Annotated in this window: 20 protein-coding genes; 8 read left to right on the top strand and 12 right to left on the bottom strand. The window is 71.9% G+C overall.

The window, feature by feature from the left end; genetic code table 11:
- The first annotated feature begins 205 nt into the window (after positions 1–205).
- Positions 206–1,663: a catalase gene (locus tag OG408_RS31985; RefSeq protein WP_266784465.1), complete on the top strand. Its 1,458-nt coding sequence runs from the start codon at positions 206–208 to the stop codon at positions 1,661–1,663.
- Positions 1,664–2,193: 530 nt separating this feature from the next.
- On the opposite strand, the gene gcl is transcribed toward OG408_RS31985, so the two are convergent.
- On the bottom strand, positions 2,194–3,969 hold the full coding sequence (gene gcl / locus OG408_RS31980) for a glyoxylate carboligase (protein WP_266784463.1): 1,776 nt from the start codon (positions 3,967–3,969) through the stop codon (positions 2,194–2,196).
- A 295-nt stretch (positions 3,970–4,264) separates the two neighbouring features.
- Between gcl and OG408_RS31975 the strand changes: the two genes are divergently transcribed.
- The 3 genes from OG408_RS31975 to OG408_RS31965 all read left to right on the top strand — a co-directional run bounded on the left by OG408_RS31975 (position 4,265) and on the right by OG408_RS31965 (position 5,907).
- Positions 4,265–4,987: a hypothetical protein gene (locus OG408_RS31975; protein ID WP_266784461.1), complete on the top strand. Its 723-nt coding sequence runs from the start codon at positions 4,265–4,267 to the stop codon at positions 4,985–4,987.
- Between the two features lie 46 nt (positions 4,988–5,033).
- Positions 5,034–5,570 carry a GNAT family N-acetyltransferase gene (locus OG408_RS31970; RefSeq protein WP_266784459.1) on the top strand — a complete coding sequence of 179 codons (537 nt, stop codon included), beginning with the start codon at positions 5,034–5,036 and terminating at the stop codon, positions 5,568–5,570.
- A gap of 115 nt (positions 5,571–5,685) precedes the next feature.
- Entirely contained in the window at positions 5,686–5,907 is a 222-nt protein-coding gene (locus tag OG408_RS31965) for a hypothetical protein (protein ID WP_405406105.1), read from the top strand.
- Positions 5,908–5,977: 70 nt separating this feature from the next.
- Here the strand turns inward: OG408_RS31965 and OG408_RS31960 are convergent, their stop codons facing one another.
- Both OG408_RS31960 and OG408_RS31955 read right to left on the bottom strand, forming a co-directional pair.
- Positions 5,978–7,585, bottom strand: coding sequence for an AMP-binding protein (locus OG408_RS31960; protein WP_285565835.1), 1,608 nt, complete (start codon positions 7,583–7,585; stop codon positions 5,978–5,980).
- Positions 7,582–9,258, bottom strand: a complete 1,677-nt coding sequence (locus tag OG408_RS31955) for an AMP-binding protein (protein WP_285565836.1) — start codon at positions 9,256–9,258, stop codon at positions 7,582–7,584. The genes OG408_RS31960 and OG408_RS31955 overlap by 4 nt, the downstream gene beginning before the upstream one ends.
- A gap of 130 nt (positions 9,259–9,388) precedes the next feature.
- On the opposite strand from OG408_RS31955, the gene OG408_RS31950 reads away from it, so the two are divergent.
- Positions 9,389–10,231, top strand: coding sequence for a response regulator transcription factor (locus OG408_RS31950; RefSeq protein WP_266784453.1), 843 nt, complete (start codon positions 9,389–9,391; stop codon positions 10,229–10,231).
- A 71-nt stretch (positions 10,232–10,302) separates the two neighbouring features.
- On the opposite strand, the gene OG408_RS31945 is transcribed toward OG408_RS31950, so the two are convergent.
- Complete coding sequence (locus tag OG408_RS31945) at positions 10,303–11,454, bottom strand: winged helix DNA-binding domain-containing protein (RefSeq protein WP_326673333.1); 1,152 nt, start codon at positions 11,452–11,454, stop codon at positions 10,303–10,305.
- Positions 11,455–11,585: 131 nt separating this feature from the next.
- Here OG408_RS31945 and OG408_RS31940 point away from each other — a divergent pair, with 131 nt between their 5' ends.
- Positions 11,586–12,467: a DMT family transporter gene (locus OG408_RS31940; protein ID WP_266784450.1), complete on the top strand. Its 882-nt coding sequence runs from the start codon at positions 11,586–11,588 to the stop codon at positions 12,465–12,467.
- Positions 12,468–12,557: 90 nt separating this feature from the next.
- On the opposite strand, the gene OG408_RS31935 is transcribed toward OG408_RS31940, so the two are convergent.
- Positions 12,558–13,142, bottom strand: coding sequence for a TerD family protein (locus OG408_RS31935; protein WP_266784448.1), 585 nt, complete (start codon positions 13,140–13,142; stop codon positions 12,558–12,560).
- Positions 13,143–13,364: 222 nt separating this feature from the next.
- A complete protein-coding gene (locus tag OG408_RS31930; RefSeq protein ID WP_266784446.1) occupies positions 13,365–13,595 on the bottom strand; it encodes a DUF6296 family protein in 231 nt (76 codons plus the stop codon).
- A 274-nt stretch (positions 13,596–13,869) separates the two neighbouring features.
- Between OG408_RS31930 and OG408_RS31925 the strand changes: the two genes are divergently transcribed.
- Both OG408_RS31925 and OG408_RS31920 read left to right on the top strand, forming a co-directional pair.
- Positions 13,870–14,322, top strand: a complete 453-nt coding sequence (locus OG408_RS31925; protein WP_266784444.1) for a DUF5709 domain-containing protein — start codon at positions 13,870–13,872, stop codon at positions 14,320–14,322.
- Positions 14,323–14,445: 123 nt separating this feature from the next.
- Positions 14,446–14,817 (top strand): nuclear transport factor 2 family protein, encoded by a 372-nt coding sequence (locus tag OG408_RS31920; protein ID WP_266784442.1) that lies wholly within the window; start codon positions 14,446–14,448, stop codon positions 14,815–14,817.
- A gap of 1 nt (position 14,818) precedes the next feature.
- Here OG408_RS31920 and OG408_RS31915 read toward each other — a convergent pair whose 3' ends face one another.
- From OG408_RS31915 to OG408_RS31890, 6 genes are read right to left on the bottom strand one after another with little or no spacing between them, the layout of a single operon-like run.
- Positions 14,819–15,859: an aldo/keto reductase gene (locus tag OG408_RS31915; RefSeq protein ID WP_266784440.1), complete on the bottom strand. Its 1,041-nt coding sequence runs from the start codon at positions 15,857–15,859 to the stop codon at positions 14,819–14,821.
- Entirely contained in the window at positions 15,856–19,689 is a 3,834-nt protein-coding gene (locus tag OG408_RS31910; RefSeq protein WP_326673329.1) for an ABC transporter ATP-binding protein, read from the bottom strand. The genes OG408_RS31915 and OG408_RS31910 overlap by 4 nt, the downstream gene beginning before the upstream one ends.
- Positions 19,686–21,071, bottom strand: coding sequence for an LLM class flavin-dependent oxidoreductase (locus tag OG408_RS31905; RefSeq protein WP_266784436.1), 1,386 nt, complete (start codon positions 21,069–21,071; stop codon positions 19,686–19,688). The genes OG408_RS31910 and OG408_RS31905 overlap by 4 nt, the downstream gene beginning before the upstream one ends.
- Complete coding sequence (locus OG408_RS31900; protein ID WP_266784434.1) at positions 21,055–21,861, bottom strand: ABC transporter ATP-binding protein; 807 nt, start codon at positions 21,859–21,861, stop codon at positions 21,055–21,057. Before OG408_RS31900 ends, OG408_RS31905 begins: the two co-directional genes overlap by 17 nt.
- On the bottom strand, positions 21,837–22,739 hold the full coding sequence (locus OG408_RS31895) for an ABC transporter permease (RefSeq protein WP_266784432.1): 903 nt from the start codon (positions 22,737–22,739) through the stop codon (positions 21,837–21,839). The genes OG408_RS31900 and OG408_RS31895 overlap by 25 nt, the downstream gene beginning before the upstream one ends.
- Positions 22,736–23,803: an ABC transporter substrate-binding protein gene (locus OG408_RS31890; RefSeq protein ID WP_326673326.1), complete on the bottom strand. Its 1,068-nt coding sequence runs from the start codon at positions 23,801–23,803 to the stop codon at positions 22,736–22,738. The genes OG408_RS31895 and OG408_RS31890 overlap by 4 nt, the downstream gene beginning before the upstream one ends.
- Positions 23,804–23,836: the final 33 nt, after the last annotated feature.

The raw sequence follows: 23,836 nt of genomic DNA, 5'->3' as shown, positions 1-23,836 counted from the left end.
CCCCACAGACTTCCGGGCGGCGTCGGCGCTGACACCTGTCCTGTCGCGCCCAGGCGCCGGCGCCGTCCGGAACACCCCTTCACGCACCACCTTCGCCAAGAATTTCAACAAACTGTTGACGTCAGGTTCGGAGCGTACTTACGCTCCTGGAGCCCCCAGGCCGTCGCAGTTCAGCAGCTCCCGTACGGAAGGTCGCCCCGACACCATGACGCAGCGCGTGCTTACGACCGAGTCCGGCGCCCCGGTCGCCGACAACCAGAACTCCGCCACCGCCGGCGCCGGCGGCCCGATCCTCCTCCAGGACGGTCACCTCCTGGAGAAGCTCGCCCGCTTCAACCGGGAGCGCATCCCGGAGCGCGTGGTGCACGCACGGGGCTCCGGCGCGTACGGCTACTTCGAGGTGACCGACGACGTCACCGGCTTCACCCGCGCCGACTTCCTCTCCGAGGTCGGCCGCCGCACCGAAACGTTCATCCGGTTCTCCACGGTCGCCGACTCGCTCGGCGGTGCGGACGCGGTGCGCGACCCGCGCGGCTTCGCGCTCAAGTTCTACACGAACGACGGCAATTACGACCTCGTCGGCAACAACACCCCGGTGTTCTTCATCAAGGACCCGATCAAGTTCCCCGACTTCATCCACTCCCAGAAGCGCGACCCGTTCACGGGCCGTCAGGAAGCGGACAACGTCTGGGACTTCTGGGCGCACGCGCCCGAGGCGACGCACCAGGTGACCTGGCTGATGGGCGACCGCGGCATCCCCGCCTCGTACCGTCACATGAACGGCTACGGCTCGCACACCTACCAGTGGACGAACGCCGCCGGCGAGGCCTTCTTCGTCAAGTACCACTTCAAGACGAACCAGGGCGTGCGCTCCCTCTCCGCCGAGCAGGCCGCCGAGCTCGTCGGCAAGGACGCCAGCTCCCACCAGACGGACCTGCTCCAGGCGATCGAGCGCGGGGTGAACCCTTCCTGGACGCTGTACGTGCAGGTCATGCCGGCCGCCGAGGCCGCGGACTACCGCTTCAACCCGTTCGACCTCACCAAGGTGTGGCCGCACAGCGACTACCCGCTCCAGCGGGTCGGCCGGCTCGTCCTGGACCGCAACCCGGACAACGTCTTCGCCGAGGTGGAGCAGGCCGCGTTCTCCCCGAACAACTTCGTGCCCGGCATCGGTCCGTCCCCGGACAAGATGCTCCAGGGCCGGCTGTTCGCCTACGCGGACGCGCACCGCTACCGGCTGGGCGTCAACCACACCCACCTGCCGGTGAACGCGCCGCGCACCGCCGTCGTCGACAACTACGGCCGCGACGGGCTGCACGCCACGCGCAACGGCGCCCGCCACGACAAGAACTACGAGCCCAACTCGTACGCGGGACCGGCCCAGACGGACGCCGCGTTCTCCGCGCCGATCGCCGTCCAGGGCTGGACCGGCACGCACGAGGCGCCCGCCCACACCAAGGACGACGACTTCTTCCAGGCCGGTGAGCTGTACCGGCTGATGTCGGACGACGAGCAGGGCCGGCTGATCGCCAACATCGCGGGCGGCCTGTCGCAGGTCACCCGGGACGACGTGATCGAGAAGAACCTCGCCCACTTCCACGCCGCGGACGCCGAGTACGGCAAGCGCGTGGAGGAGGCCGTCCGCGCCCTGCGCGAGGACTGACCCCTCCCGTTGGGCCCCCAAGCCCTGCCCGCGCCGTCGCGCCCACCCGGATGAGGGGTTGCGCGGGGCGCGGGCAGGACGAGGCCGTGGCGGTGGCGTGATGCCAGTGCGGTGGTGTGGGTGGCGGTGCCGGTTCCTGACCTGAAGGAGCCCGCACCTGCCGCCCCCTTCGCGCCTCGCCGCGGCCCCTGTCTTTCTTCCCTGTCTTTCCCCGAACCGGGCGTGGAGTACGGATTACGGTCCCGTACTCCACGCCCTTTCGCGTGCGCGGATGTCCGGGGCGCCCGCTTCCGTCCTCAAACGCCGGACGGGCTGGGATTGCCCGAAGCCGGCCCTTCCCGGTTCCGGACCCCCACCCTGAGGGTTCCGTCCTCAAACGCCGGACGGGCTGGGGTTGCCAGGGCGGGCGCACATCCGAGCCCGTCCGGCGATTGAGGACGCCCTCACCTCGGCACACCCTGACGCACAACGACCCGGCCCCCGCCCCCCGTTGAACGGGAGACGGGGGCCGGGGCCGTGGGCCCGGGGGGTCAGGCCGACGTGAACGGGCGGATCGCCGTCGGGGCGTGGGACGGGTCCGAGGCGATGTCCTCGAACTCGTTGACCGACGCGATGTCCGAACCGCTCATCGAGATGTTCGTGACCCGCTCCAGGATCGCCTCGACCACCACCGGCACCCGGAACTCCGCCGCCAGCTTCTTGGCCTCCTCGAAGGCCGGCAGCAGCTGGTCCGGCTCGGTGACCCGGATCGCCTTGCAGCCCAGGCCCTCGACGACCTTGACGTGGTCCACGCCGTAGACGCCCAGCTCCGGGGAGTTGATGTTCTCGAACTCCAGGTTGACCTGGAAGTCGATGTCGAAGTTGCGCTGCGCCTGGCGGATCAGCCCCAGGTAGGAGTTGTTCACCAGGACGTGCACGTACGGGATGCGGTGCTGCGCACCGACCGCGAGCTCCTCCAGCATGAACTGGAAGTCGTAGTCGCCGGACAGGGCGACGACCGAGCCCTCGGGGTCGGCCGTGGCGACACCCAGCGCGGCCGGGATGGTCCAGCCGAGCGGGCCCGCCTGACCGGCGTTGATCCAGTGGCGCGGCCGGTAGACGTGCAGCATCTGCGCGCCCGCGATCTGGGAGAGGCCGATCGTGGTGACGTAGCGGGTCTCCGGGCCGAACGCCCGGTTCATCTCCTCGTACACCCGCTGCGGCTTCAGCGGCACGTTGTCGAAGTGCGTACGGCGCTGGAGCTTCGCCTTGCGCTCCTGCGCGGACGCGGCCCACTGCGAGCGGTCCTTCAGCTTGCCGGCGTCCTTCAGCTCGCGCGCCACCTCGACGAACAGCTCCAGCGCGGCCTTGGCGTCGGAGGCGATGCCGAGGTCGGGGGCGAAGATCTTGCCCAGCTGTGTGGGCTCGATGTCGACGTGGACGAACTTACGGCCCTGGGTGTAGACGTCGAGCTTGCCGGTGTGACGGTTGGCCCAGCGGTTGCCGATGCCGAGGACGAAGTCGGACTCCAGGAACGTCGCGTTGCCGTAGCGGTGCGAGGTCTGCAGGCCCACCATGCCGGCGTTCAGCTCGTGGTCGTCGGCGATGATGCCCCAGCCCATCAGGGTCGGGACGACCGGGACGCCGGTCAGCTCGGCGAACTCCACCAGGAGGTCCGAGGCGTCGGCGTTGAGGATGCCGCCGCCCGCGACCAGCAGCGGCCGCTCGGAGGCGTTCAGCATCTCCACGGCGCGTTCGATCTGCTTGCGGCTCGCGGCGGGCTTGTGCACCGGCAGCGGCTCGTACAGCTCCGGGTCGAACTCGATCTCGGTGAGCTGCACGTCGATCGGCAGGTCGATGAGGACCGGGCCGGGACGGCCGGTGCGCATCAGGTGGAAGGCCTGCTGGAAGACGCCGGGGACCTGCGCGGCCTCCAGCACGGTGGTGGCCGCCTTGGTGACCGGCTTGGCGATCGACGAGATGTCGACGGCCTGGAAGTCCTCCTTGTGGAGGGCCGCGGTGGGCGCCTGGCCGGTGATGCACAGGATCGGGATCGAGTCCGCGATGGCCGAGTACAGGCCGGTGATCATGTCGGTGCCGGCCGGGCCGGACGTACCGATGCAGACGCCGATGTTCCCGGGGGTGGCCCGGGTGTAGCCCTCCGCCATGTGGGAGGCGCCCTCGACGTGGCGGGCGAGCGTGTGATGAACCCCGCCGGCGGCCTTGAGGGCCGCGTAGAAGGGGTTGATCGCCGCGCCCGGCACACCGAACGCGTTGCTGACGCCTTCGCGCTTGAGGATCTCAACTGCCGCTCGGGCAGCGGTCATACGAGGCATTGAGTGCTCCTGCTCGAACCTGGAGGAGTCGGGCTCTGTCGCGCCACCTGAGAGCACCAATTCCGTATTGCGGAAAATTGATTCTGCTATACGGAAGCAAATCTAAAGTGCGGCCGGACAGCCGTCAAGAGAGGCGGTCCCGGGGGCGGAACAAGCGGAGGGGAAACCCCGAAGTACCCCAAGTCGCTCCCCCTGGCCTCGCTCTTGGTGGAGCATGGGGGTACGGAGCGGAGTCGGCCCGGTGAACAGGGGCGGCCGCATCCCGGTGGGCCGGAAGGAGTCCGAGGTGGAGTCAGTGCCGGTACGGTGCCCGGCCTGCCGCCGCGACCACGCGTACGTCACGCCCGTCTACCCGTGCCCCTGCGGCGCCCCGACGGCCCCGCCGCTGCTGCGCGGCGCCCCGGTCGTGCCGATCACCCACCGCACCTGGAACGACGACTGGGTGACCGTGCGCTGCCGCGGCTGCGGCCGGCACGACCAGTGGCCGCAGCCCGAGCTGTGCTGCCCGTGCGGGGCCGTGCTGCGCATCCCGGTCCGCCCCGTGACGGCGTCCGGCCGCGCGGCCGGACCGGCGTCCCGGCCGGTGCGCCCGGCGCACATACCGCTGCCGCGGACCGCGGCGGTGCCGCGGCCGGCGTTCCGGCCGCTGACGATCCGCACCGCGCGCGACGCGGTCGCCGCCGCCGCCCTCTACCTGAAGTGGCTGGGCTACCGCGAGGTCGTGCAGCCCGCCGAACGCCCCGCGTCCCGGATCGACCTGCGGGCGGCCGGGCTGATCGCCCAGGTCGACTCCACCACCCGCCCGACCAGCCTGCGCGACGTCGAATGCCTGTGGCTCAACGCGCTCAGCGCCTCGGTGGCGAGCGTGTTCTTCTCGCTCGCGGGCTACGCGCGGGACGCCAGGGAGCGGGCCGACGGACTCGGCATCCCGCTGTTCGTCATGGACCTCACCGGCACCCCGCAGCCGGTGAACAGCCCGGCGAACGAGCTGATCAGCACCGGCGCCTGACCCCACCGGCCCGCCCCGGGACGGGCGGAGCGCGGCATACTGAGCTATGCGTATCCGTCCCGCCCGCCGCTCGGATCTTCCGCTGCTCCAGGACATCGAGCGCGCCGCAGGCGAACCCTTCCGCACCCTCGGCATGAACTGCGTGGCCGACGACGACCCACCGCCCCTGGAGCTCCTGGACGGCTACCGCGGGGCCGGCCGGGCCTGGGTGGCCGCCGGCCCCGACGACCGGCCGCTCGGCTATCTGATCGCCGATCCGGTCGACGGCGCCGCCCACATCGAGCAGGTCTCCGTCCATCCGTCGGCTGCCCGGCGCGGACTGGGCAGCGCGCTCATCGACCACGTAGACCGCTGGGCCGCGCGCGAAGGGCTGACCTCGCTGACCCTGACGACGTTCTCGCAGGTCCCGTGGAACGCCCCGTACTACACCCGGCTCGGCTTCCAGGTGCTGACGGATTCAGGGCTCACCGACGGGCTGCGCAGGATTCGCGCCGAGGAGGCGCAGCACGGCCTGGACCGGTGGCCGCGGGTCTGTATGCGCCGCGACGTGCCGCACCTCACAGAAACCGTCCGGCCACAGTGAGTGGTATCGGTCACGTTCGAGCCAGGGGCCACAGATGTTCGGTCCCTTGTCAGTGGCGGGGCCTAGAGTGGGGCGCATGGTCTTAACTCCACGGCTTTCTCCACCCCCGACACCTGTGGCACCCGCAGCATCCGCGACCGTCTCCGCGTCGCACAGCATTCCCGCCCAGCCGGCCCACCCCGCGGCCGTCTCGGCGAACGAGGCCATCCGCGCACTCGTGGACGCGCGCGCCGGCCAGGACTGGTCCCCGACCGAGTCCGCCGCGTACGAGGTCCTGCTGATCGAGTGGGCGGCCGCGACCCAGGGCACCGCCGGCGACATCATCGAAGCCGCCTGACAGCGCCCCGGCGCCCGTCTCCTTCGTCCTCGCCGGACCTCTTCGCTCGTTCCCCGCGGGGGATCTTCGCCTACCGGGCGTAGGTCTCCCGCAGTTCGATCTTCCGGACCTTGCCGCTGACCGTCATCGGGAACGTCTCCATGATCCGCAGCAGGCGCGGGACCTTGTAGTGCGCGAGCTGCTCGTGGCAGAACGCCCGGACCTCCTCCAGGCTCGGCGGGTCCGCGGGGTCGGCCGGGATGACGCAGGCCAGGATCTCCTCGCCGTACCGCTCGTCCGCCACCCCCACCACCTGCACGTCCGCGATCTTGGGGTGCCGGTAGAGGAACTCCTCGACCTCCCGCGGGTACACGTTCTCGCCACCGCGGATGATCACGTCCTTGATCCGGCCGACGATCTGCACGTAGCCGTCCTCGCGCATCACCGCGAGGTCCCCGGTGTGCATCCAGCGCCCCGCGTCGATGACCTCCGCGGTCCGCTCCGGCTGGTCCCAGTAACCGAGCATCACGCTGTAGCCACGGGTGCACAGTTCGCCCGAGGTGCCGCGCTCCAGCGTCACCCCCGTCGCCGGGTCGACGACCTTGACCTCCAGGTGCGGAAGCACCCGGCCGGCGGTGCCGGTACGGCGCTCCAGGTCGTCGTCGCGGCGGGTCTGGGTGGAGACGGGTGAGGTCTCCGTCATGCCGTAGCAGATGGACACCTCGTCCATGTGCATCTCGGCGACGACCCGCTTCATCACCTCGACCGGGCAGGGTGATCCGGCCATGATGCCGGTGCGCAGCGAGGACAGGTCGTACGAGGCGAAGGCGGGGAGGTTCAGCTCCGCGATGAACATGGTGGGGACGCCGTACAGCGAGGTGCAGCGTTCCCGCTGGACGGCGGCGAGCACCGCGGCGGGTTCGAAGGCGGGGGCCGGGATCACGATGCAGGCGCCGTGCGAGGTGATGCCGAGGTTGCCCATGACCATGCCGAAGCAGTGGTAGAAGGGCACCGGCAGGCAGACCCGGTCCTGTTCCGTGTACGCGACCAGCTCGCCCACGAAGTAGCCGTTGTTGAGGATGTTGTGGTGGGAGAGGGTGGCTCCCTTGGGGAAGCCGGTGGTGCCGGAGGTGTACTGGATGTTGATCGGGTCGTCGCAGGACAACCCGGCCTCGCGGGCGTCGAGTTCGGCGGCGGTCACCGGTCCGGCGGCGGCGAGCAGCTCGTCCCAGGAGCGGTCGCCGATGTAGTGGACGGCCCGCAGGGCGGGGCAGTCGGCCCGGACCTGGTCGACCAGGGCGCGGTAGTCGCTGGTGCGGTGCGCGAGCGAGGCGACCAGCAGCGAGATCCCGGCCTGCTTGAGCACGTACTCCAGCTCGTGCGCCCGGTAGGCGGGGTTGATGTTGACCATCACGGCGCCGATGCGCGCCGTGGCGTACTGGACGAGCACCCACTCGGGGCAGTTGACCGCCCAGATGCCGACCCGGTCGCCCTTGGCCACGCCCGATGCCATCAGCGCGCGGGCCAGTTCCCCGACGTCCGCGCCGAACTCCGCGTACGTCCAGCGCCGCCCGGACGGCACGTCGACGAGCGCCTCGCGGTCCGGGTACGCCTGGACCGCCCGGTCGAGGTTGCGGCCGATGGTGTCGCCGAGGAGCGGGGTGGTGCCGGTGCCGTGGGCGTAGGACGGCTCGGTCATGTCAGGTCCCCCTCGCTGTACTCGGTGCCGGTGCCCCGGGCGGTGCGCTCGCGGAGCTCGATGCGGCGGATCTTCCCCGAGACGGTCTTGGGCAGCTCGGCGAACTCCAGCCTGCGGACCCGCTTGTACGGGGCGAGCACGGCCCGGGAGTGGGCGAAGAGCACCTTCGCGGTGTCCGGTCCCGGCTCCCAGCCCTCGGCGAGCACGATGTACGCCTTCGGGACGGCGAGCCGCACCGGGTCGGGGGCCGGCACGACCGCCGCCTCGGCGACGGCCTCGTGCTCCAGCAGGGCGCTCTCCAGCTCGAAGGGCGAGATCTTGTAGTCGGAGGCCTTGAAGACGTCGTCGGCGCGGCCGACGTAGGTGATGTAGCCGTCCTCGTCGAGGGATCCGATGTCGCCGGTGCGGTAGTAGCCGCCCGCCATGGCCTCGGCGGTGCGTTCCGGATCGCCGTGGTAGCCGGTCATCAGACCGACCGGGTGGCCGGACAGGTCGAGCGAGATCTCGCCCTCGACCGCGCCGGGCTCGCCGCTGACGGGGTCCAGCAGGACCACCTGGAAGCCGGGGCTGGGGCGGCCCATCGAACCGGTCTTCAGCACCTGGCCGGGGGTGTTCGCGACCTGCACGGCGGTCTCCGTCTGGCCGAAGCCGTCGCGGATGGTGACGCCCCAGGCGCGCCTGACGGTCTCGATGACCTCGGGGTTGAGCGGTTCGCCGGCCGCGACGACCTCGCGCGGCGGGGTCTTCAGCTGGGACAGGTCTGCCTGGATGAGCATGCGCCACACGGTGGGCGGGGCGCAGAAGCTGGTGATGCCCGAGCGCTCCATCTCGGTCATGAGCCGGCCGGCGTCGAAGCGGGTGTAGTTGAAGATGAAGACCGTCGCCTCGGCGCTCCACGGGGCGAAGAGGTTGGACCAGGCGTGCTTGGCCCAGCCGGGCGACGAGATGTTGAGGTGGACGTCGCCGGGCTTGAGCCCGATCCAGTACATCGTCGACAAGTGGCCCACGGGGTAGGAGACATGGGTGTGCTCGACGAGCTTCGGGCTGGCGGTGGTGCCCGAGGTGAAGTAGAGCATCAGGGGTTCGTCGGCGTCGGTCTCACGGTCCGCGGTGAAGGTCTCCGGCTGCTCGTCGGCCCCGGAGTAGGAGAGCCAGCCGTCGGTCTCGGCGCCGACCGAGATCCGGGTGTAGCGGCCGGGCACCTCGTCGAACTTGGCGGTGTCGGTGTCCCGGACCAGGACGTGCCGGACCCGGCCGCGCTCGACCCGGTCCCGCAGGTCGGCGGGGCCCAGCAGCGGGGTCGCGGGGATGACGACGGCCCGCAGTTTCATCGCGGCCAGGGCGGTCTCCCAGAGCTCGGTCTGGTTGCCGAGCATCACGAGGATGCGGTCGCCCTCCCGTACGCCCTGGGCGCGGAGCCAGTTCGCGGCCTGGTTCGAGCGGGCGGACATCCGGGCGAAGGACACCTCGGTGCGCCCGCCGTCCTCCTCCACGATGTGCAGGGCGGTGCGGTCGTTGTTCTCCGCGATGACGTCGAACCAGTCGAGCGCCCAGTTGAAGTGGGCGCTCCGGGGCCAGCGGAAGCCCTCGTAGGCCGCGGTGTAGTCCTCGCGGTGCTGCAGCAGGAAGTCCCGGGCGGCCCGGAACGTCTCCGTCGCACTGGATGCCGACATGTGCCCTCCTCATTGCGGACCGGACCGGTCTCTTAACATGATGTAAACAGTGACCCAGCTCTCACCACCCCCGAACGGGGGTGATGCGGGGAATGCCGTGTTCCGCGGAGCCGGGCGGAGAGGCGTCAGCGTGCCGGAATCGGTCGATGCGGTCGAGATGCAAGCGGCGCTGCTGCGGCTGCGCCGGACGAGCGGGCTGCCCGTGGCGTTCGGGGGACTGCTCTCCGACACCCGGCACGCCAGGATCGCCGAGCTGAACGGGGCGCACACCACGGCCCTGCGCGGCCTCGTGATCTCGGCCGGCAGCGGTCTCGGCGGCAAGTCGATCGCCCTGTCCCGGCCGTGCGCGGTGACCGACTACCACTCCTCGCGCCACATCAGCCACGAGTACGACACGGCCGTGGCGGCGGAGGGCCTGCGCTCGGTGGTCGCCGTGCCCGTCGTCGTCCGCCGCAAGGTCCGGGGCGTGCTGTACGGGGCGCTGCGGGAGCCGCTCACGCTCGGGGACCGCACGTTCGACGCGGCGGTCGCCGCGGCCCGGGACGTGGAGCAGGCCCTGGCCGTCCGGGACGAGGTGCAGCAACTGCTCGCCGTGACCCGGGAGGAGGTCACCGACCCCCGGGCCGTGCCCGGGGCGTGGGAGGACGTCCGGGAGGCGCACCGCGAGCTGCGCGCCCTGGCGCCGAAGGTCGTCGATCCGGCGTTGCGCGACGAGCTGCTCGCGGTGTGCGGGCGGCTCGCCGCGGCGGCCGGTGCGCGGGTGCCCCGGGACCGCGGGGTCCAGCTCGCCCCGCGTGAGCTGGACGTCCTCGCGTGTGTGGCGGCGGGCGCCACGAACGCGGTGGCGGCGGACCGGCTGGGGCTGCGGCCGGAGACCGTGAAGGGCTATCTGCGCTCCGCGATGCGCAAGCTCGGTGCCCACACCCGGCTGGAGGCCGTCGTCGCGGCCCGGCGGGCGGGGCTGCTGCCGTAGTCGCGGGTCACGGGTCACGGGTCACGGGTGGGGCGTACCCGTACCCGGCCCTTCCGGGGCGTGCGGGCCCTTCAGCTGTCGAAGTCGATGAACGCGGCGAACCTGACGTCGTGGCCGTCGGCGGCCTCCTCCGTCATCACGGCGAGCAGGGCCGACGCCTCGTCCGTCACCGCGTCCCGCTCCGCCCGGATGAGCGGGCGCAGCCCCTGCACGGTGACCGTCGTCGGGCCGCCGCCGCGCGCGGTCTCCAGCCGCCAGACCGCGGCGAGGAATCCGTCGACCAGGACGGATCCGTACGCCTGGTTGCCCACCCCGTTGCGCCCCTTGAACCGTGGCGGGATGACCCGGGTGCGGTCCGCGTGGCCGAGCAGGACGTTGTCGAACTCGGGCAGGAAGCGCGGCGGTGCGGGGGTGTCCTCGTCGGGGCGCGGGGCGTCGGGCAGGTCGAAGAGCTCGACGCCGTTCTCGTCGCGGAAGGTGAGCAGCCGCGGGCGCAGCCGGTCGAAGACCTCCCGCATCCGGGTCAGCCCGGCCCACGCCTGAAGGTCCTTGACCGACGCGGGGCCGAAGGCGGCGAGGTAGCGCAGCACCGTCGCGTCGGGTGCGGGGACCTGCGCCGAGGGTCTGCCGAGCCAGTGCTCCGCGGTGGTCAGCGCGACCTGGCCGCTCCGTCCCCACACGCCGCGCGGGGTGACCTGGACCAGCGGCAGCAGACAGCGGGCGGCCGTGCCCAGCGCCTGCGGGTCCGCGTCGGGCCATTCGGTGAGCAGCCGTTCGCGGATCTCCTTCGGGGTGCGGGGCTCCTCCTCGACGTACGCCCTGCTGACGTCCCTGAGCCGGTCCAGGTCCACGCCCACGAGGCCCTTGCGGAAGATCCTGAGTTCCCGGTCGCGGGCCTCCTGGACGAGGGGGCGCAGGGTGAGGGCGTCGTCCGCCGTGTGGGTGTGGATCGTGGAGCGCAGGGTGACGATGCGGACGACCTCGCGCGACTCCATCAGCCCGGCGAGCTCGGCCGGTTCGAAGCCCTCCAGCCGCGCGAGGAGCTGGTAGTACGGCGGCTTGGTGTTCTGCGCCTGGAGGCCGACGAGGTGCCTGACGGCGTCCCCGGCGCTCATCTCCGCGCGGCGGAGCAGGAGTTGGCGCTCCAGGGTCGCGCGGCCCAGTGCGCGCGGCGAGAGCACGGCCGGCGGTGCGGCGGCGGAGGTCTTCTTCTTCACGGCCATGGACGGCACGCTACGCGGCCGTGCGGCCGGCATCGATCCTGACGGGACGATTGCCGCGGCCCGTCCGCCGACGCCATGCCGTCGGGCGGCGGGACCCGGGACTACGCACCGGCCGCCCGCATCATGGACCGGTGATCAGCGTCCTGTTCGCCGTCCTGACCGCTCTCAGCAACGGCGCCGCCTCCGTCCTCCAGCGCCGCGCGGCCCTCACCGTGCCCGACAGCAAGGCGATGCGGCCGTCACTGATCGCTCATCTGCTGCGCCAGAAGGTGTGGCTGGCCGGGATCGGCCTGGTGATCGTCGCGGCCGTCTGCCAGGCCGTGGCGCTGGCCACCGGGCCGATCGCCGTGGTGCAGCCGATCTTCGTCATCGAGCTTCCGGCGACGTTGCTGATGGCCGGGTTCGTGATGCGGGTGCGGCTGCCGCGGCCGGTCTGGTTCGGGGTGGCCGCGGTGACGGCCGGCCTGGCCCTCGGGATGGCTTCGGCCGCGCCGGGCGGCGGCAGCGACATGGTGCGGGGGGCGGCGTGGATTCCGGCCCTGATCCTGACGGCCCTGTTCGAGGCGGCCCTGATCGCGGGCGCGCTGGCCACCCGCGGCAATCCGCGTGCGGCGCTGCTGGGGCTCGCGGCGGCCTGCGCGTACGCGCTCACGGCCGCCCTGATGAAGGACGCGATGGCCCGGCTGAGCGACGGCCACGGTGTGGTGGCGCTCTTCACGTCCTGGCAGCTGTACGCCACCGCGGCGGCGGGCGTCGGCGCCCTGTTCCTCCTTCAGAACGCCCTCCAGGCAGGCACGCTGGTCGCGGTCCAGCCCTGTCTGACCCTGGGCGACGCGCTGATCAGCGTCCTGTACGGGGTGACCCTGTTCGGCGAGGGTCTGCGCACCGGCTGGTGGCTGCTCCCCGAACTGCTGGCGCTCGGGCTGATCGCCGTGGGGTGCGTGGAGCTGGCGCGTTCGCCGCTGGCGTCCGGGAACGCGACGGCCCCGGGCCGTACGCGGCGGGTCGACTGAAACGCCGCGCGTACGGGCCGGGGCGGATGCACTCGCACCGTGCCGCTGCTGCCTGCCGCCTGTTCGTGGCCGGTGGCCGCCGTCTGCGTACTACTTGCTGACCGCGAAGCGCATGAGGGCCTGCTCGTCGCCCTGCTTGATCTTCCCCGTCTCGTTGATCACCTCGAGCTTCCAGCTCGCACCGGCCCGCATGGCCTTGGCCACGGCGCAGCCGTTGTCGTTGCTGAGCAGGCTCGGCCAGATGTCGGCGACCTGCTGGCTGCTGCCGCCCGTCGCGTCGTACACCTTGAAGCTGATGTTGCGCGCGCTCTGGAAGGAGCTGTGCTTCTTGTACGCGGCGGCGATGAAGACGATCGAGGTGATGTTGGCCGGTACCCGGGCGAAGTCGACGGTCACGGTCTCGTCGTCACCGTCGCCGTGCCCGGTCTGGTTGTCGCCGCTGTGCTGCAGCGAGCCGTTGCCCAGCGGGTCCAGGGAGTCCAGGCCGGCCAGCCGCACCGGCTCCGCACCCTGCATCGCGATGGCGATGAGGTCGAGGTCGGTGCCCTTCTTCTGACGGAGCTTCCCCATCAGCCCGCCACTGGCGCCGACCGTGGGGTCCCAGGACACCCCGATGGACAGGTGGGTGACCCCGTCCAGATCCGCCGGGCCGTCTTCCTTCTTCAACGTGATCATGCGTGATCCTCTTCGTGGCGAGATTCCTACAGGTTGAGTGTGCCTGGTGTCCTCCCCGTGCAGCCCGTCAGGGGCAAAATTTCGACCAAGTGTTTGACGGCTCGGACCGAATTGTCCTGCGCCGGCAGGATGGCGAAGGTGCCGGCCCCGTGATACGGAAAAGCTCCCGCGGTGGTGACCACGGGAGCGGGGCGGGCGGCCGGCGTGCCGGCCCACGGTTCCTCAGCCGGCCGGCTCCGGTACGACCAGCGGCGTCCCGAGGAGCTGGTGCCCGCCGCTGGCGAGCATGCGCACCTCTCCGCGTTCGCTGATCTCCGCACGGACGATCCCGGTCTCGTCCTCGTAGACCGGGTATCCGCCCGCCCCGGACCGTGCGGTCCGCCGGACGGTCACCGTGTCGTCCTCCACGGCGGACGACTGAAACACCAGCTGGTAGCTCTCCGGATAATCCATGACGGCCTCTCCACGACGGCCTTCCCTACGGCCTGCGCGGGCCGGTCTCCGCGAGCGCTCGGGTGCGGGGCGCACCCGTTCCGGCCTGCACCCTCCATCGTCTCGCAGCCGGGCCGTCCCCGCCCGTCGCAGGCCCGCACGGTGCGGCCCCCGGCCCCTGCCGCCTATCCTGAAGGGGTACGGGAAGTCCGAAGGCGACCGGGCCGCCGAGCCCCTCGCTCCCGCGTCGTACGGCAGGCATGACCGGGATCCCCGACACCGGAAGGGAATCGTCATGGAAGGTGCCGACCGGGGCGACGATGTCTACCAGCCCCAGCAGCCGGAGGCGTCCGATCCTGTCGAACAGCTCGACACGGCGGACACCCTCGACGACCGGGATCTCACCGACGTACTCGACGAGGGGTACTCCCCTCCCGAGCGGCCGTGGGCCGTGGAGGACCGGGGCACCACGGCGTCCGAGCAGCTGAGCGGGGAGACGCTGGACGGCAGGCTGGCCCGGGAGCTGCCCGAGCACGCCGGTCCGCCCGGCGACGGCGTGGGTGACGTGTCGGACGGGGACGGCGAGCCCCTGGACGGGGAGGTCGGGGACGTCCGGGCCGGCCGGCTGACCCGGGAGCTGGATCTGAACGAGCCGGACAGCATGGCGGGCGAGGACGTCGGCATCGACGGCGCGGCGGCGTCCGCCGAGGAAGCGGCCATGCACGTCATTCCCGACGCCCAGGGGTGAGGCCCCGGGTGATCGCGTCCTTACCCCGGAGGTAATCGACGCCTTCCGCCGCGTCGGACATCGTGTTCCTCACGAGCACAGCGCTCCCGGCCCACCGGCCGGAGCCGACGAGAGGACCGCACGATGACCGCATACGACGAGGCCGTCCAGCGCTACTTCGCCGCCTGGAACGCCGCCACTCCCGAGGAGCTGGCCGAGGCCGTCGCCGCGGCGTTCACCGAGGACGCCACGTACACCGACCCGCTGGCCGACGTACGGGGGCACGAGGCGCTGGCCGCCGCGATCAGCGGTGCGCAGCAGCAGTTCCCCGGATTCGCCTTCCGGCCGGCCGGGGCGGTGGACGGGCACCACTCCCTCGCCCGGTTCGGCTGGGAACTGGTCGCCGCCGCCGACGGATCGGCGCCCGTCGCCGGTTCGGACGTGATCGCCCTCGCCGGCGACGGCCGGATCAGCTCGGTCAGCGGTTTCCTGGACCGCGTACCGGCGTCGTCCTGATCTACGCGGGCTGCGAACGGCGGCGCAGCGCGGGGTCGGTGAGCGACGGCGGCTGGTAACCGGCGTCCCGGGACGAGAGGTTGGTGCCCGGCGGGACGATCTTGTCGATCCGGTCCAGCACGTCCTGGCTCAGCCGCACCCGGTCCGCGCCGAGCTGGCTCGTCAGCTGTTCGAGGGTCCGCGGCCCGATGATCGCGGACGTGACCGCCGGGTGCTCCAGCACGAAGGCCAGGGCCAGTTGGACGAGGGTCAGCCCGGCCTCGTCGGCGAGCTGGGCGAGCGCCTCGGCGGCGTCGAGCTTGGCGGCGTTCTCGGCGGCTCCGATGTCGAACCGCTCGGCCTGCCGCTCGGCACGGCTGGAGGCGGGCTGATCGGCTCCCTTGCGGTAGCGGCCGGACAGCCAGCCGCCGGCCAGCGGGCTCCAGGAGAGGACCCCGAGTCCGTACCGCCGGGCCGTGGGCAGGACCTCGCGCTCGATGCCGCGGGCGAGGATCGAGTACGGGGGCTGCTCGGCGACGACGCGTTCGCGGCCGCGGCGCTCCGCGGTCCACTGGCCCTCGACGATGGCCGACGGTTCGAACGTCGACGTGCCGATGTAGCGGATCTTGCCCTGGTGCACCAGGTCGGAGAGCGCGCCGAGGGTCTCGTCGAAGTCGGTGCCGGGTTCGGGGCGGTGCACCTGGTAGAGGTCGATCCAGTCGGTGCCGAGGCGGCGCAGGCTGTTCTCCACCTCCCGGATGATCCAACGGCGGGAGTTGCCCTGCTCGTTGGGGTCGCTGCCGAGGCTTCCGTGGAACTTGGTGGCGAGCACGACGTCGTCGCGGCGCCCGCCGGCCAGCGCCTTGCCGACGATGGTCTCGGACTCGCCGGCGGAGTAGACGTCGGCGGTGTCGACGAAGTTGATGCCCGCGTCCAGGGCGTGGTGGATGATCCGGATGCTGTCGTCGTGGTCCGGGTTGCCCCGGGCGCCGAACATCATGGTGCCGAGGCACAAGGGGCTGACCTTGACGCCCGTGCGGCCGAAATCGCGGTACTCCGTCATCCTGCGGTCTCCTTGACGAGTTCACTTGCGTGCAGATGGTCGACCGGCGCGGCATGGCCGGTCTCCCGGAAGGCGTCCCACAGCCGGCGGTAGGGGCCGTGGGCGGCGAGCAGTTCGGTGTGGGTGCCGGTCTCGACGACGGTTCCCGCGTCGAGCACCACCACCCGGTCGGCGCGGACGGCCGTGGTGAGCCGGTGGGCGACGACGACGGTCGTACGCCTTCGGGCGAGCACCTCGGTCGCCGCGGCCACCCGGCGTTCGGTCGCGAGGTCCAGGGACGCGGTGGCCTCGTCGAGCAGCAGCACGTCCGGGTCGACGAGTTCGGCGCGGGCCAGGGCGAGCAGCTGGCGCTGTCCGGCGGAGAGGTTGCGGCCCCGCTCCCCCACCGGCTGGAGGTAGCCGAGCCGCAGCCCGGCGACCATCTCGTGCGCCCCGACGGCGCGGGCGGCCTGCTCCACCTCGGCGTCGGTGGCGTCGGGGCGGCCGTAGGCGATGGCGTCGCGGACCGTACCGCTGAACAGATGGGCCTCCTGCGGGACCACGCCCAGTCTGCGGCGGAATCCGGGCAGGTCGAGCTCGCGCAGATCGTGCCCGTCCACCCGGACCGCGCCCGCGGACGGGTCGTAGAAGCGGGCGAGGAGTTTCACGACGGTCGACTTGCCCGCCCCGGTCGCGCCGACCAGGGCGACGGTCTCGCCCGGCGCGATGCGCAGGGAGACCCCGTGCAGGACCTCCTGGCCGCCGCCTCCCGCGTAGCCGAAGGAGACCGAGTCGAACTCGACCTCGCCGCGCAGGGCGGGGACCGGGCGGGCGTCCTTCGCGGGCGGGGTGCCCGTGGGGGTGCGCATCAGGCCGCGGAGCCGGCCGAGGCCGACGACGGCCTGCTGATAGCCGTCGAAGACCTGGGAGAGCTGCTGGATCGGCGAGAAGAACAGCTCGACGTAGAGGAGGAACGCGATGAGCGTTCCCGCGCTCAGCTCGCCCGAGCGGACCTGTCCGGCGCCGACGGTGAGCACGGCCGCTGAGGAGAGCGTGCCGAGGAACTCGACGAACGGGAAGAACGTGCCCATGTAGCGCTGGGCGCGCAGCCGGGAGTCCCGGAAGGACCAGGCCAGTTCCGCGAAGTCGGCGGCGTTGCGGGACTCCCGGCGGAAGGCCTGGGTGACCCGGATCGCGGTGACGTTCTCCTGGAGGCAGGCGTTGACGGCGCTGATCCGTTCCCGGGCCTCGCGGTACGCGGGCACGGAGTAGTGACGGAACACGGCGGTGGCCACGACCAGCAGCGGAAGGGCGGCGAGGAGCACCAGGGCCAGTTCCGCGTCGATCACCAGCAGGCTGACCAGGACGCCGAGGACCGTCAGCAGGCTCACCACGGCGGTGATCAGGCCGGTCTGCAGGAAGTTCGACAGGGCGTCGACGTCGGTGGTCATCCGGGTCATGATCCGGCCGCCGAGCTCGCGTTCGTAGTAGTCGAGGCCGAGGCGCTGGAGCTGGGCGAACGTTTTCACGCGCAGGGTGTAGAGGAGGCGTTCGCCGGTGCGTCCGGTGGTGCGGACCTGGGCGACGCCGATCAGCCAGTTCGCGGCGACCACCAGCGCGGCGGCGGCCGCCGCGGCGAGCAGGACGTGCCCGGCGTGGTGGGCCACCCCTTGGTCCACGCCGTGCCGGACCAGCACCGGGACGGTGATCTGGGCGGCGGCGTCGAGGGCGACGAGCAGCAGACCGAGGAGGAGCGGCAGCCGGAAGGGCCGCAGCAGGGCGGCGAGTCCGAAGTCCGCCTCGGCGGCGACGGCCTGGCCGGTGGGCACCTCGGGGTCGGCGGCGGGCAGCGGGATCCGGGCCAGTGCGGCGATGAGTTCGGGACTCGGCGGGGCGGAGCCGAGCACCCCGCCGCCGGGGCCCGCGCGGCCGGGTCCCGAGGTGGCGGCCGCCTCGGCGAGCGCCTGGGCGGCCCGCACGGCGGTGCCCTCCAGTTGTTCGTCGTCGCTTCCTTCGGGGCGCAGCCACAGGTGCGGGGTGGGGCAGCCGGCGGCCGTGGCGGGGGCCGGGCCGGTCGTGACGCCCGGGGCGGCGTCCTGTTCCGCCGACAGGAGGCTGCGGAACAGGGCGGACCTGGCGCCGAGTTCGGCCGGGGTCCCGGTGTCCGTGATCCGGCCGCCGTCGAGGATCGCGACGCGGTCGGCGAGTTCCAGCGTCGATCTGCGGTGGGCGACGATCAGTGTGGTGCGGCGGCGGTCGTCCTCCCGGAGCCGGTGGTGGATCTCCGCCTCCACCCGGGCGTCGATGGCCGAGGTGGCGTCGTCCAGGACGAGCACGGCCGGGTCGCCGATCAGGGCGCGGGCCAGGGCCATGCGCTGGCGCTGGCCGCCGGAGAGGGTGAGTCCCTGTTCGCCGACGACGGTGTCGTACCCCTGCGGGAGCCGTTCGATGAACTCGTCGGCACGGGCGATGCGGGCGGCCGCCCGGACCTGTTCGTCGGTGGCGTCCGGTACCCCGTAGGCGATGTTGGCGCGCACGGTGTCGGAGAGCAGCAGGCTCTCCTCGAAGACGTAGCCGATGCGGGAGCGCAGGGAGGCGAGGGTGAGGTCGCGGACGTCGCTGCCGCCCACCCGGACCGAGCCGGACGGTACGTCGTAGAACCGGGGCAGCAGAGCCGCGGCGGTGGACTTGCCGGAGCCGGCCGGGCCGATCAGGGCGAGGGTCTCGCCGGGGCGGATGTCGAGGGTGAAGCCGTTCAGGAGGGGTGCGCCGTCGCCGTACCCGAAGGTGACGTCGTGCCAGCCGATCGCCGGGGGCTCGTCCGGCAGTGCGCGGGCCCCGGGCGCGTCCGTGATCACCGGGGCCTCGTCCACGACCTCCAGGACGCGTTCGGCGCCGGCCCGGGCCTGCTGCCAGACGGTGAGCAGGGTCGCCACCTGGCGGACCGGGGTGACGAACGAGCCGAGGTAGGTGGTGAAGGCGAGGAAGGTGCCGAGCGAGATCCGGCCGTGCAGGGCCATCCAGCCGCCGAGGGCGAGGACGGCGACCTGGCCGAGCGCGGGGACGGCCTGGAGTGCCGGGTTGTAGCGGCTGGTGAAGCGGACGACGCGCAGCCGGGAGGCGAAGAGATGGCGGGCGCGCTGTTCGAGTCCGGCCAGCTCCCGCTGCTCCTGGCCGAAGCCCTTGACCACGCGGACCCCGGTGACGGTCGCCTCGACGGTGGAGGCGACCTCGGCGGCCTCCTGCTGGGCGTGCCAGTTGGCGGGGAAGAGGTCGCGGCGGCTGCGCAGCGCGATCAGCCAGAGCAGCGGGCCGACGACCAGGGCCACGACGGTCAGCAGGGGTGACAGCACCGCCATGAAGACCAGCGAGAACAGGAACATCAGCGCGTTGCCGGTGAGGTTGGGCAGGAACTGCAGCAGGGTCTGGATGAGGGTGATGTCGGAGATGGACCGGCTCACCACCTGTCCGGTGCGCAGGTCGTCCTGCTGGGCGCCGCCGAGCCGGAGCAGGGCGGCGAAGGCGTCGTTGCGCAGGTCGTACTGGACCCCGAGGGAGAGCCGGCCCGAGCGGTAGCGCCGGGTGAAGCTCGCGCCGAAGCGGACGGCGCCGAGCGCGGCGAGCAGGACGGTCCAGGGGGCGAGCGACGCGGTGGTACCGGCCGCCACCCCGTCCACCACGTGCCGCAGCACGAGCGGCAGGGTGGCGGTGGCGACGGCGGCGACCACGGCGGCACCGAAGGCCATGAGCAGGTCGGTGCGGTGCCGCAGGCAGTAGCCCAGCAGCCGCCGCGCCCATCCGGGCGGCGGCTGCCGGGGCGTACCGGTTTCCGGGTTCGGACAGTCCGTCACCGGGCCTCCGCCAGACCGATGCCGAAGTGGCCCTCGCTGCGGTCGACTTCCTCGAAGAGCCGGTTGGCGGGGCGCGGCAGACCGTAGTGCCCGCGCAGGGTGCGCGCGGTGTACTCGGTGCGGAACAGGCCGCGTTCCTGGAGGATCGGCACCACCCGGTCCACGAAGACCTCCAGTCCGGAGGGCAGGACGGCGGGCATGATGTTGAAGCCGTCGGCGGCCCCGCTGTCGTACCAGTGCTCGATGGTGTCGGCGACCTGCTCGGCGGTGCCGGCGAAGGTGCGGTGGCCGCGTCCGCCGCCGAGCCGCCCGATGAGCTGGCGCACGGTCAGCTTCTCCCGCCTGGCGAGCTCCACGATGAGGGTGTAGCGGCTCTTGGCGCCCTCGATCTCGTCCTCGGTCGGGATGTCCTCGGGGAGCTGGGCGTCGAGGTCCAGGTCGTCGGGGGCGATCCTCAGCCGCTGGGCGAGCTGCCGCTTGGCGTACTCGGGGACGATGAGGCTCTCCAGTTCGGCGTCCAGGGCCAGCGCCTCGGCCTCGGTGTCGCCGATGACGGGCACGATGCCGGGCAGGATCTTGATGCCGTCGGGGTTGCGTCCGAGGGCCTCCGCGCGCTGCTTGACGTCCTTGTAGAAGGCGATGCCCTCCTCCAGGGTCTGCTGGGCGGTGAACACCGCCTCCGCGTACCGGGCGGCGAAGTCCTTGCCGTCCTCGCTCGACCCGGCCTGTACGAGCAAGGGATACCCCTGCGGCGGGCGTTGTACGTTCAGCGGCCCGTCGACGCGGAAGAACTCGCCGTCGTGCCCGATCCTGCGTACGCGTTCGGCCAGGGCGTGGACGCCGCGCTCCTTGTCGGCGATCACCGCGTCGTCCGCCCAGCTGTCCCAGAGCTTGGTGGACACCTCGACGAACTCACCGGCGCGCCGGTAGCGCTCGTGGTGCAGCGGGGTGTCGTCAAGGCCGAAGTTGCGGGCCGCGTCGGCGCCCGCGGTGGTGACGATGTTCCAGCCCGCCCGGCCGCCCGAGACATGGTCGAGCGAGGCGAACCTGCGGGCCAGGTTGTACGGCTCGTTGTAGCTGGTCGACGCGGTGGCGATCAGGCCGATGTGGTGGGTGGCCCCGGCGAGCGCGGTGAGCAGGACGGTGGGCTCCAGCTTGGCGGCGGGCCGCCGGCCGGGGTCGCCCATCAGGACGGGGCTGTCCGCGAGGAACAGCGAGTCCAGCCGGCCGCGCTCCGCTATCCGGGCCAGGTTCTTGTAGTGCTCGATGTCGGAGTTGGCCTCGGCCGGGCTGCCGGGCAGCCGCCAGGACGCCTCGTGGTGACCGGTGGACATGAGGAAGGCGTTGAGGTGGAGCTGCTTGCGGTCAGGCGTGCGGGACATGGGTTTCCTTCTGCTGGGAGGGGGGCGGGGTCTGCGCCACGCCGAGCGCGGTGAGCAGCGTGTCGCGGTACTCCTGGAAGCGGGGGTCGCGGCGGGAGCGCGGGGTGGGCAGGTCGACGGTGAGGTCGACGGAGATCCGGCCGTCCTCCAGGACGAGCACCCGGTCGGCGAGTTCGACGGCCTCGTCGACGTCGTGGGTGACGAGCAGGACCGCGGGGCGGTGGCGCTCGTAGAGCTCGCGCAGCAGGCCGTGCATCTTGATCCGGGTGAGGGCGTCCAGGGCGCCGAACGGTTCGTCGGCGAGGAGCAGTTCGGGGTCGCGGACCAGTGCGCGGGCCAGGGCGGCGCGCTGCTGCTCACCGCCGGACAGCTCGTGCGGCCAGGACCGGTCGCGGCCCTCCAGGCCGACCTCGGCCAGTGCGGTGAGGCCGCGTTCGCGGGCACCCGGGCCGCGCAGGCCGAGGATCACGTTGTCGATGATCCGGAGCCAGGGCAGCAGCCGGGAGTCCTGGAAGGAGAGCGACACCCGGTCGGGGACGGTGAGTTCACCGGAACCGTCGACGGTGTGGTCGAGGCGGGCGACGGCCCGCAGCAGGGTGGACTTGCCGGAGCCGCTGCGGCCGAGCAGTGCGGTGAACTCGCCGGGTGCGACGGTGAGATCGAGTTCCTTGAGCACGTCCCGGTCGCCGAAGCGCCGGACCAGTTTCCGGGTGCGGATGGCGGGGCGTTCCGCCACGGCCGTCGTGCCGGGCCGGTGGGCGGGGTTCAGCCCGCCAGAGTGCGTCGCCATGACAGGACCTTCCTCTCGACGGCGCGGACCGCCGCGTCCGATGCGAAGCCGAAGATCCCGTAGGCCACCAGGCCCACGATGATCACGTCGGACTGGGCGTACTGCTGGGCCTGGAACATCATGTAGCCGATGCCGCTGGTGGCGTTGATCTGCTCGACGACGATCAGGCCGAGCCAGGAGGCGGTGACGCCCAGGCGCAGTCCGACGAAGAAACCGGGCAGCGAACCGGGGACGACGACCTTGCGGACGAACTGCGCCCGGCTCAGGTCGAGTCCCTCGGCCAGCTCGACGTAGCGGCTGTCGATGCCGGTGAGCGAGGCGTACGTGTTGATGTACATGTTCACCGCGACGCCGAGCGCGATGACGGTGACCTTCATCTGTTCGCCGATGCCGAGCCAGAGGATCAGCAGCGGGAGCATGGCCAGGGAGGGGATGGCGCGCTTGATCTGGAGCGGCCCGTCCAGGAGGTATTCGCCGGTGCGGCTGAGCCCGGCGGCGATGGCGAGGAGGACCCCGGAGGTCACGCCGAAGAACAGGCCGAGTCCGGCGCGCTGGAGCGAGATGAGGACGTTGTCCTGGAGCCGGCCGCTGGCGACGAGGTCGGACGCGGTGGACAGGACCGTGCCGGGTCCGGACAGGATCCGCGGGTCGAGGTAGCCGATGGCGGAGGCGAACCACCACAGGGCGATGACCAGCACCGGGCCGATCAGCCGTCCGAAGGGCAGGGCGCGGCCGGGGCCGAGCCGCCTGCGGGTGGTACGGGGTGCGGCGGACTCGGTGGCCGGCGACGCCCCGTCCGCCGGTTCGCCGCTCCCGCCGGGCGCGACGGCCGTCTTCGGCCGGCCCGGGGTGCGGGTGTTCGTCAGCAGCTCGGTCATGACGTCTCCCGGTACTGAGCGGCCACGGCCTTGGCGGCGAGCCCCTCGAATCGGCGGTCGAACAGGCCGGAGACGTCCTGCTTCGGTACGAAGCCGCCCTCGGCCATCAGGTCCGCGGTCTCCTGCTCCCATGCGATCGCCTTGTCCCAGTTGGCCGGGAACTGCGGCTTGTGGAGCGAGGCGACGATGCGCTTGCCGTCCTCGGCGGAGACGCCCTGGTCCTTGACGTAGTACGTGTCGATCCACTCGTCGGTGTTCTCCCAGGCCCAGGTCAGACCGCGGGCCCAGAGCGGGATGAAGCTGCGGACGGCGGCGGCCTTGGCCGGGTCGTTGAGCACCTCGTTGGGCGCCCAGAGGACGGAGAGCAGGTCCACGACGTCCGTCTTCAGCCCGCGCGCCCCGTCCTTGCCGTACTGGGTGAGGTACTTGGTGACGGTCGGTTCGCCCAGCGGCGCCACGTCGACCTGCTTGGACTGCAGGGCGGTGAGGAACTGGGTGCTGGGCAGGGCGACCAGTTCGACGTCGTCGTTGGCGAGGCCGGCCTGCTTCAGGGCGCGCAGGACGACGACGCCCTGGGCCTGCCCCTGGGAGAAGCCGATCTTCTTGCCGCGGAAGTCGGCCACGGACCTGATGTCGGAGCCGGGCGCGGTGGCGAAGACGTACGAGGGATGGTTCCGCACCTGCACGGCGACGATCTTCGCTCCGACGCCGATGGCGTGGGCCTGGATCGGCGGAATTCCGGCATTGACCGCGAGATCGATGGAATGGGCCCGGAATCCCTGGATGATATCGGGACCCGCGTTCAGGTTGGGCCATTGCGAAACGTCGAAGGAAAGGTCCTTCTCCAGTCCCGCGGGTTTCAGCTGGAGCCGGGTGGTGCGGACGGCTATGGAGAGTTTCGTCCCCGGCGGCGGCGCTCCCGAGGGGAGTTTCCCGGCGGGCTCGGCGCTCGCCGCGGTCTTCGCCTGGGGCGAGCAGGCGGCGAGCGTGCCGATGAGCGTTCCGCCCGCGAGGGCGAGGAAGGACCTGCGGCCGACGGTCCGGTACGTGTCGTGGTGTGCCATGGTGGGTTCCTGATCCGTAGTCATGGGGAGGGG

Origin of the sequence: Streptomyces sp. NBC_01257 (genome assembly GCF_035917255.1) — a bacterium.
In the GTDB taxonomy this organism is placed as follows: domain Bacteria; phylum Actinomycetota; class Actinomycetes; order Streptomycetales; family Streptomycetaceae; genus Streptomyces.
The sequence above is the reverse complement of the archived record's forward strand: the minus strand, read 5'-3'. Positions and strand labels throughout refer to the sequence as shown.

What these genes read in the sequence shown, in the direction of transcription:
- OG408_RS31925 (WP_266784444.1), top strand. Translation starts at nt 13,870, where the DNA reads ATGGAAGGTGCCGACCGGGGCGACGATGTCTACCAGCCCCAGCAGCCG.
- gcl (WP_266784463.1), bottom strand. Translation starts at nt 3,969, where the DNA reads ATGACCGCTGCCCGAGCGGCAGTTGAGATCCTCAAGCGCGAAGGCGTC.
- OG408_RS31955 (WP_285565836.1), bottom strand. Translation starts at nt 9,258, where the DNA reads ATGTCGGCATCCAGTGCGACGGAGACGTTCCGGGCCGCCCGGGACTTC.
- OG408_RS31915 (WP_266784440.1), bottom strand. Translation starts at nt 15,859, where the DNA reads ATGACGGAGTACCGCGATTTCGGCCGCACGGGCGTCAAGGTCAGCCCC.
- OG408_RS31960 (WP_285565835.1), bottom strand. Translation starts at nt 7,585, where the DNA reads ATGACCGAGCCGTCCTACGCCCACGGCACCGGCACCACCCCGCTCCTC.
- OG408_RS31895 (WP_266784432.1), bottom strand. Translation starts at nt 22,739, where the DNA reads ATGACCGAGCTGCTGACGAACACCCGCACCCCGGGCCGGCCGAAGACG.
- OG408_RS31985 (WP_266784465.1), top strand. Translation starts at nt 206, where the DNA reads ATGACGCAGCGCGTGCTTACGACCGAGTCCGGCGCCCCGGTCGCCGAC.
- OG408_RS31930 (WP_266784446.1), bottom strand. Translation starts at nt 13,595, where the DNA reads ATGGATTATCCGGAGAGCTACCAGCTGGTGTTTCAGTCGTCCGCCGTG.
- OG408_RS31970 (WP_266784459.1), top strand. Translation starts at nt 5,034, where the DNA reads ATGCGTATCCGTCCCGCCCGCCGCTCGGATCTTCCGCTGCTCCAGGAC.
- OG408_RS31945 (WP_326673333.1), bottom strand. Translation starts at nt 11,454, where the DNA reads ATGGCCGTGAAGAAGAAGACCTCCGCCGCCGCACCGCCGGCCGTGCTC.
- OG408_RS31905 (WP_266784436.1), bottom strand. Translation starts at nt 21,071, where the DNA reads ATGTCCCGCACGCCTGACCGCAAGCAGCTCCACCTCAACGCCTTCCTC.
- OG408_RS31935 (WP_266784448.1), bottom strand. Translation starts at nt 13,142, where the DNA reads ATGATCACGTTGAAGAAGGAAGACGGCCCGGCGGATCTGGACGGGGTC.
- OG408_RS31900 (WP_266784434.1), bottom strand. Translation starts at nt 21,861, where the DNA reads ATGGCGACGCACTCTGGCGGGCTGAACCCCGCCCACCGGCCCGGCACG.
- OG408_RS31920 (WP_266784442.1), top strand. Translation starts at nt 14,446, where the DNA reads ATGACCGCATACGACGAGGCCGTCCAGCGCTACTTCGCCGCCTGGAAC.
- OG408_RS31890 (WP_326673326.1), bottom strand. Translation starts at nt 23,803, where the DNA reads ATGGCACACCACGACACGTACCGGACCGTCGGCCGCAGGTCCTTCCTC.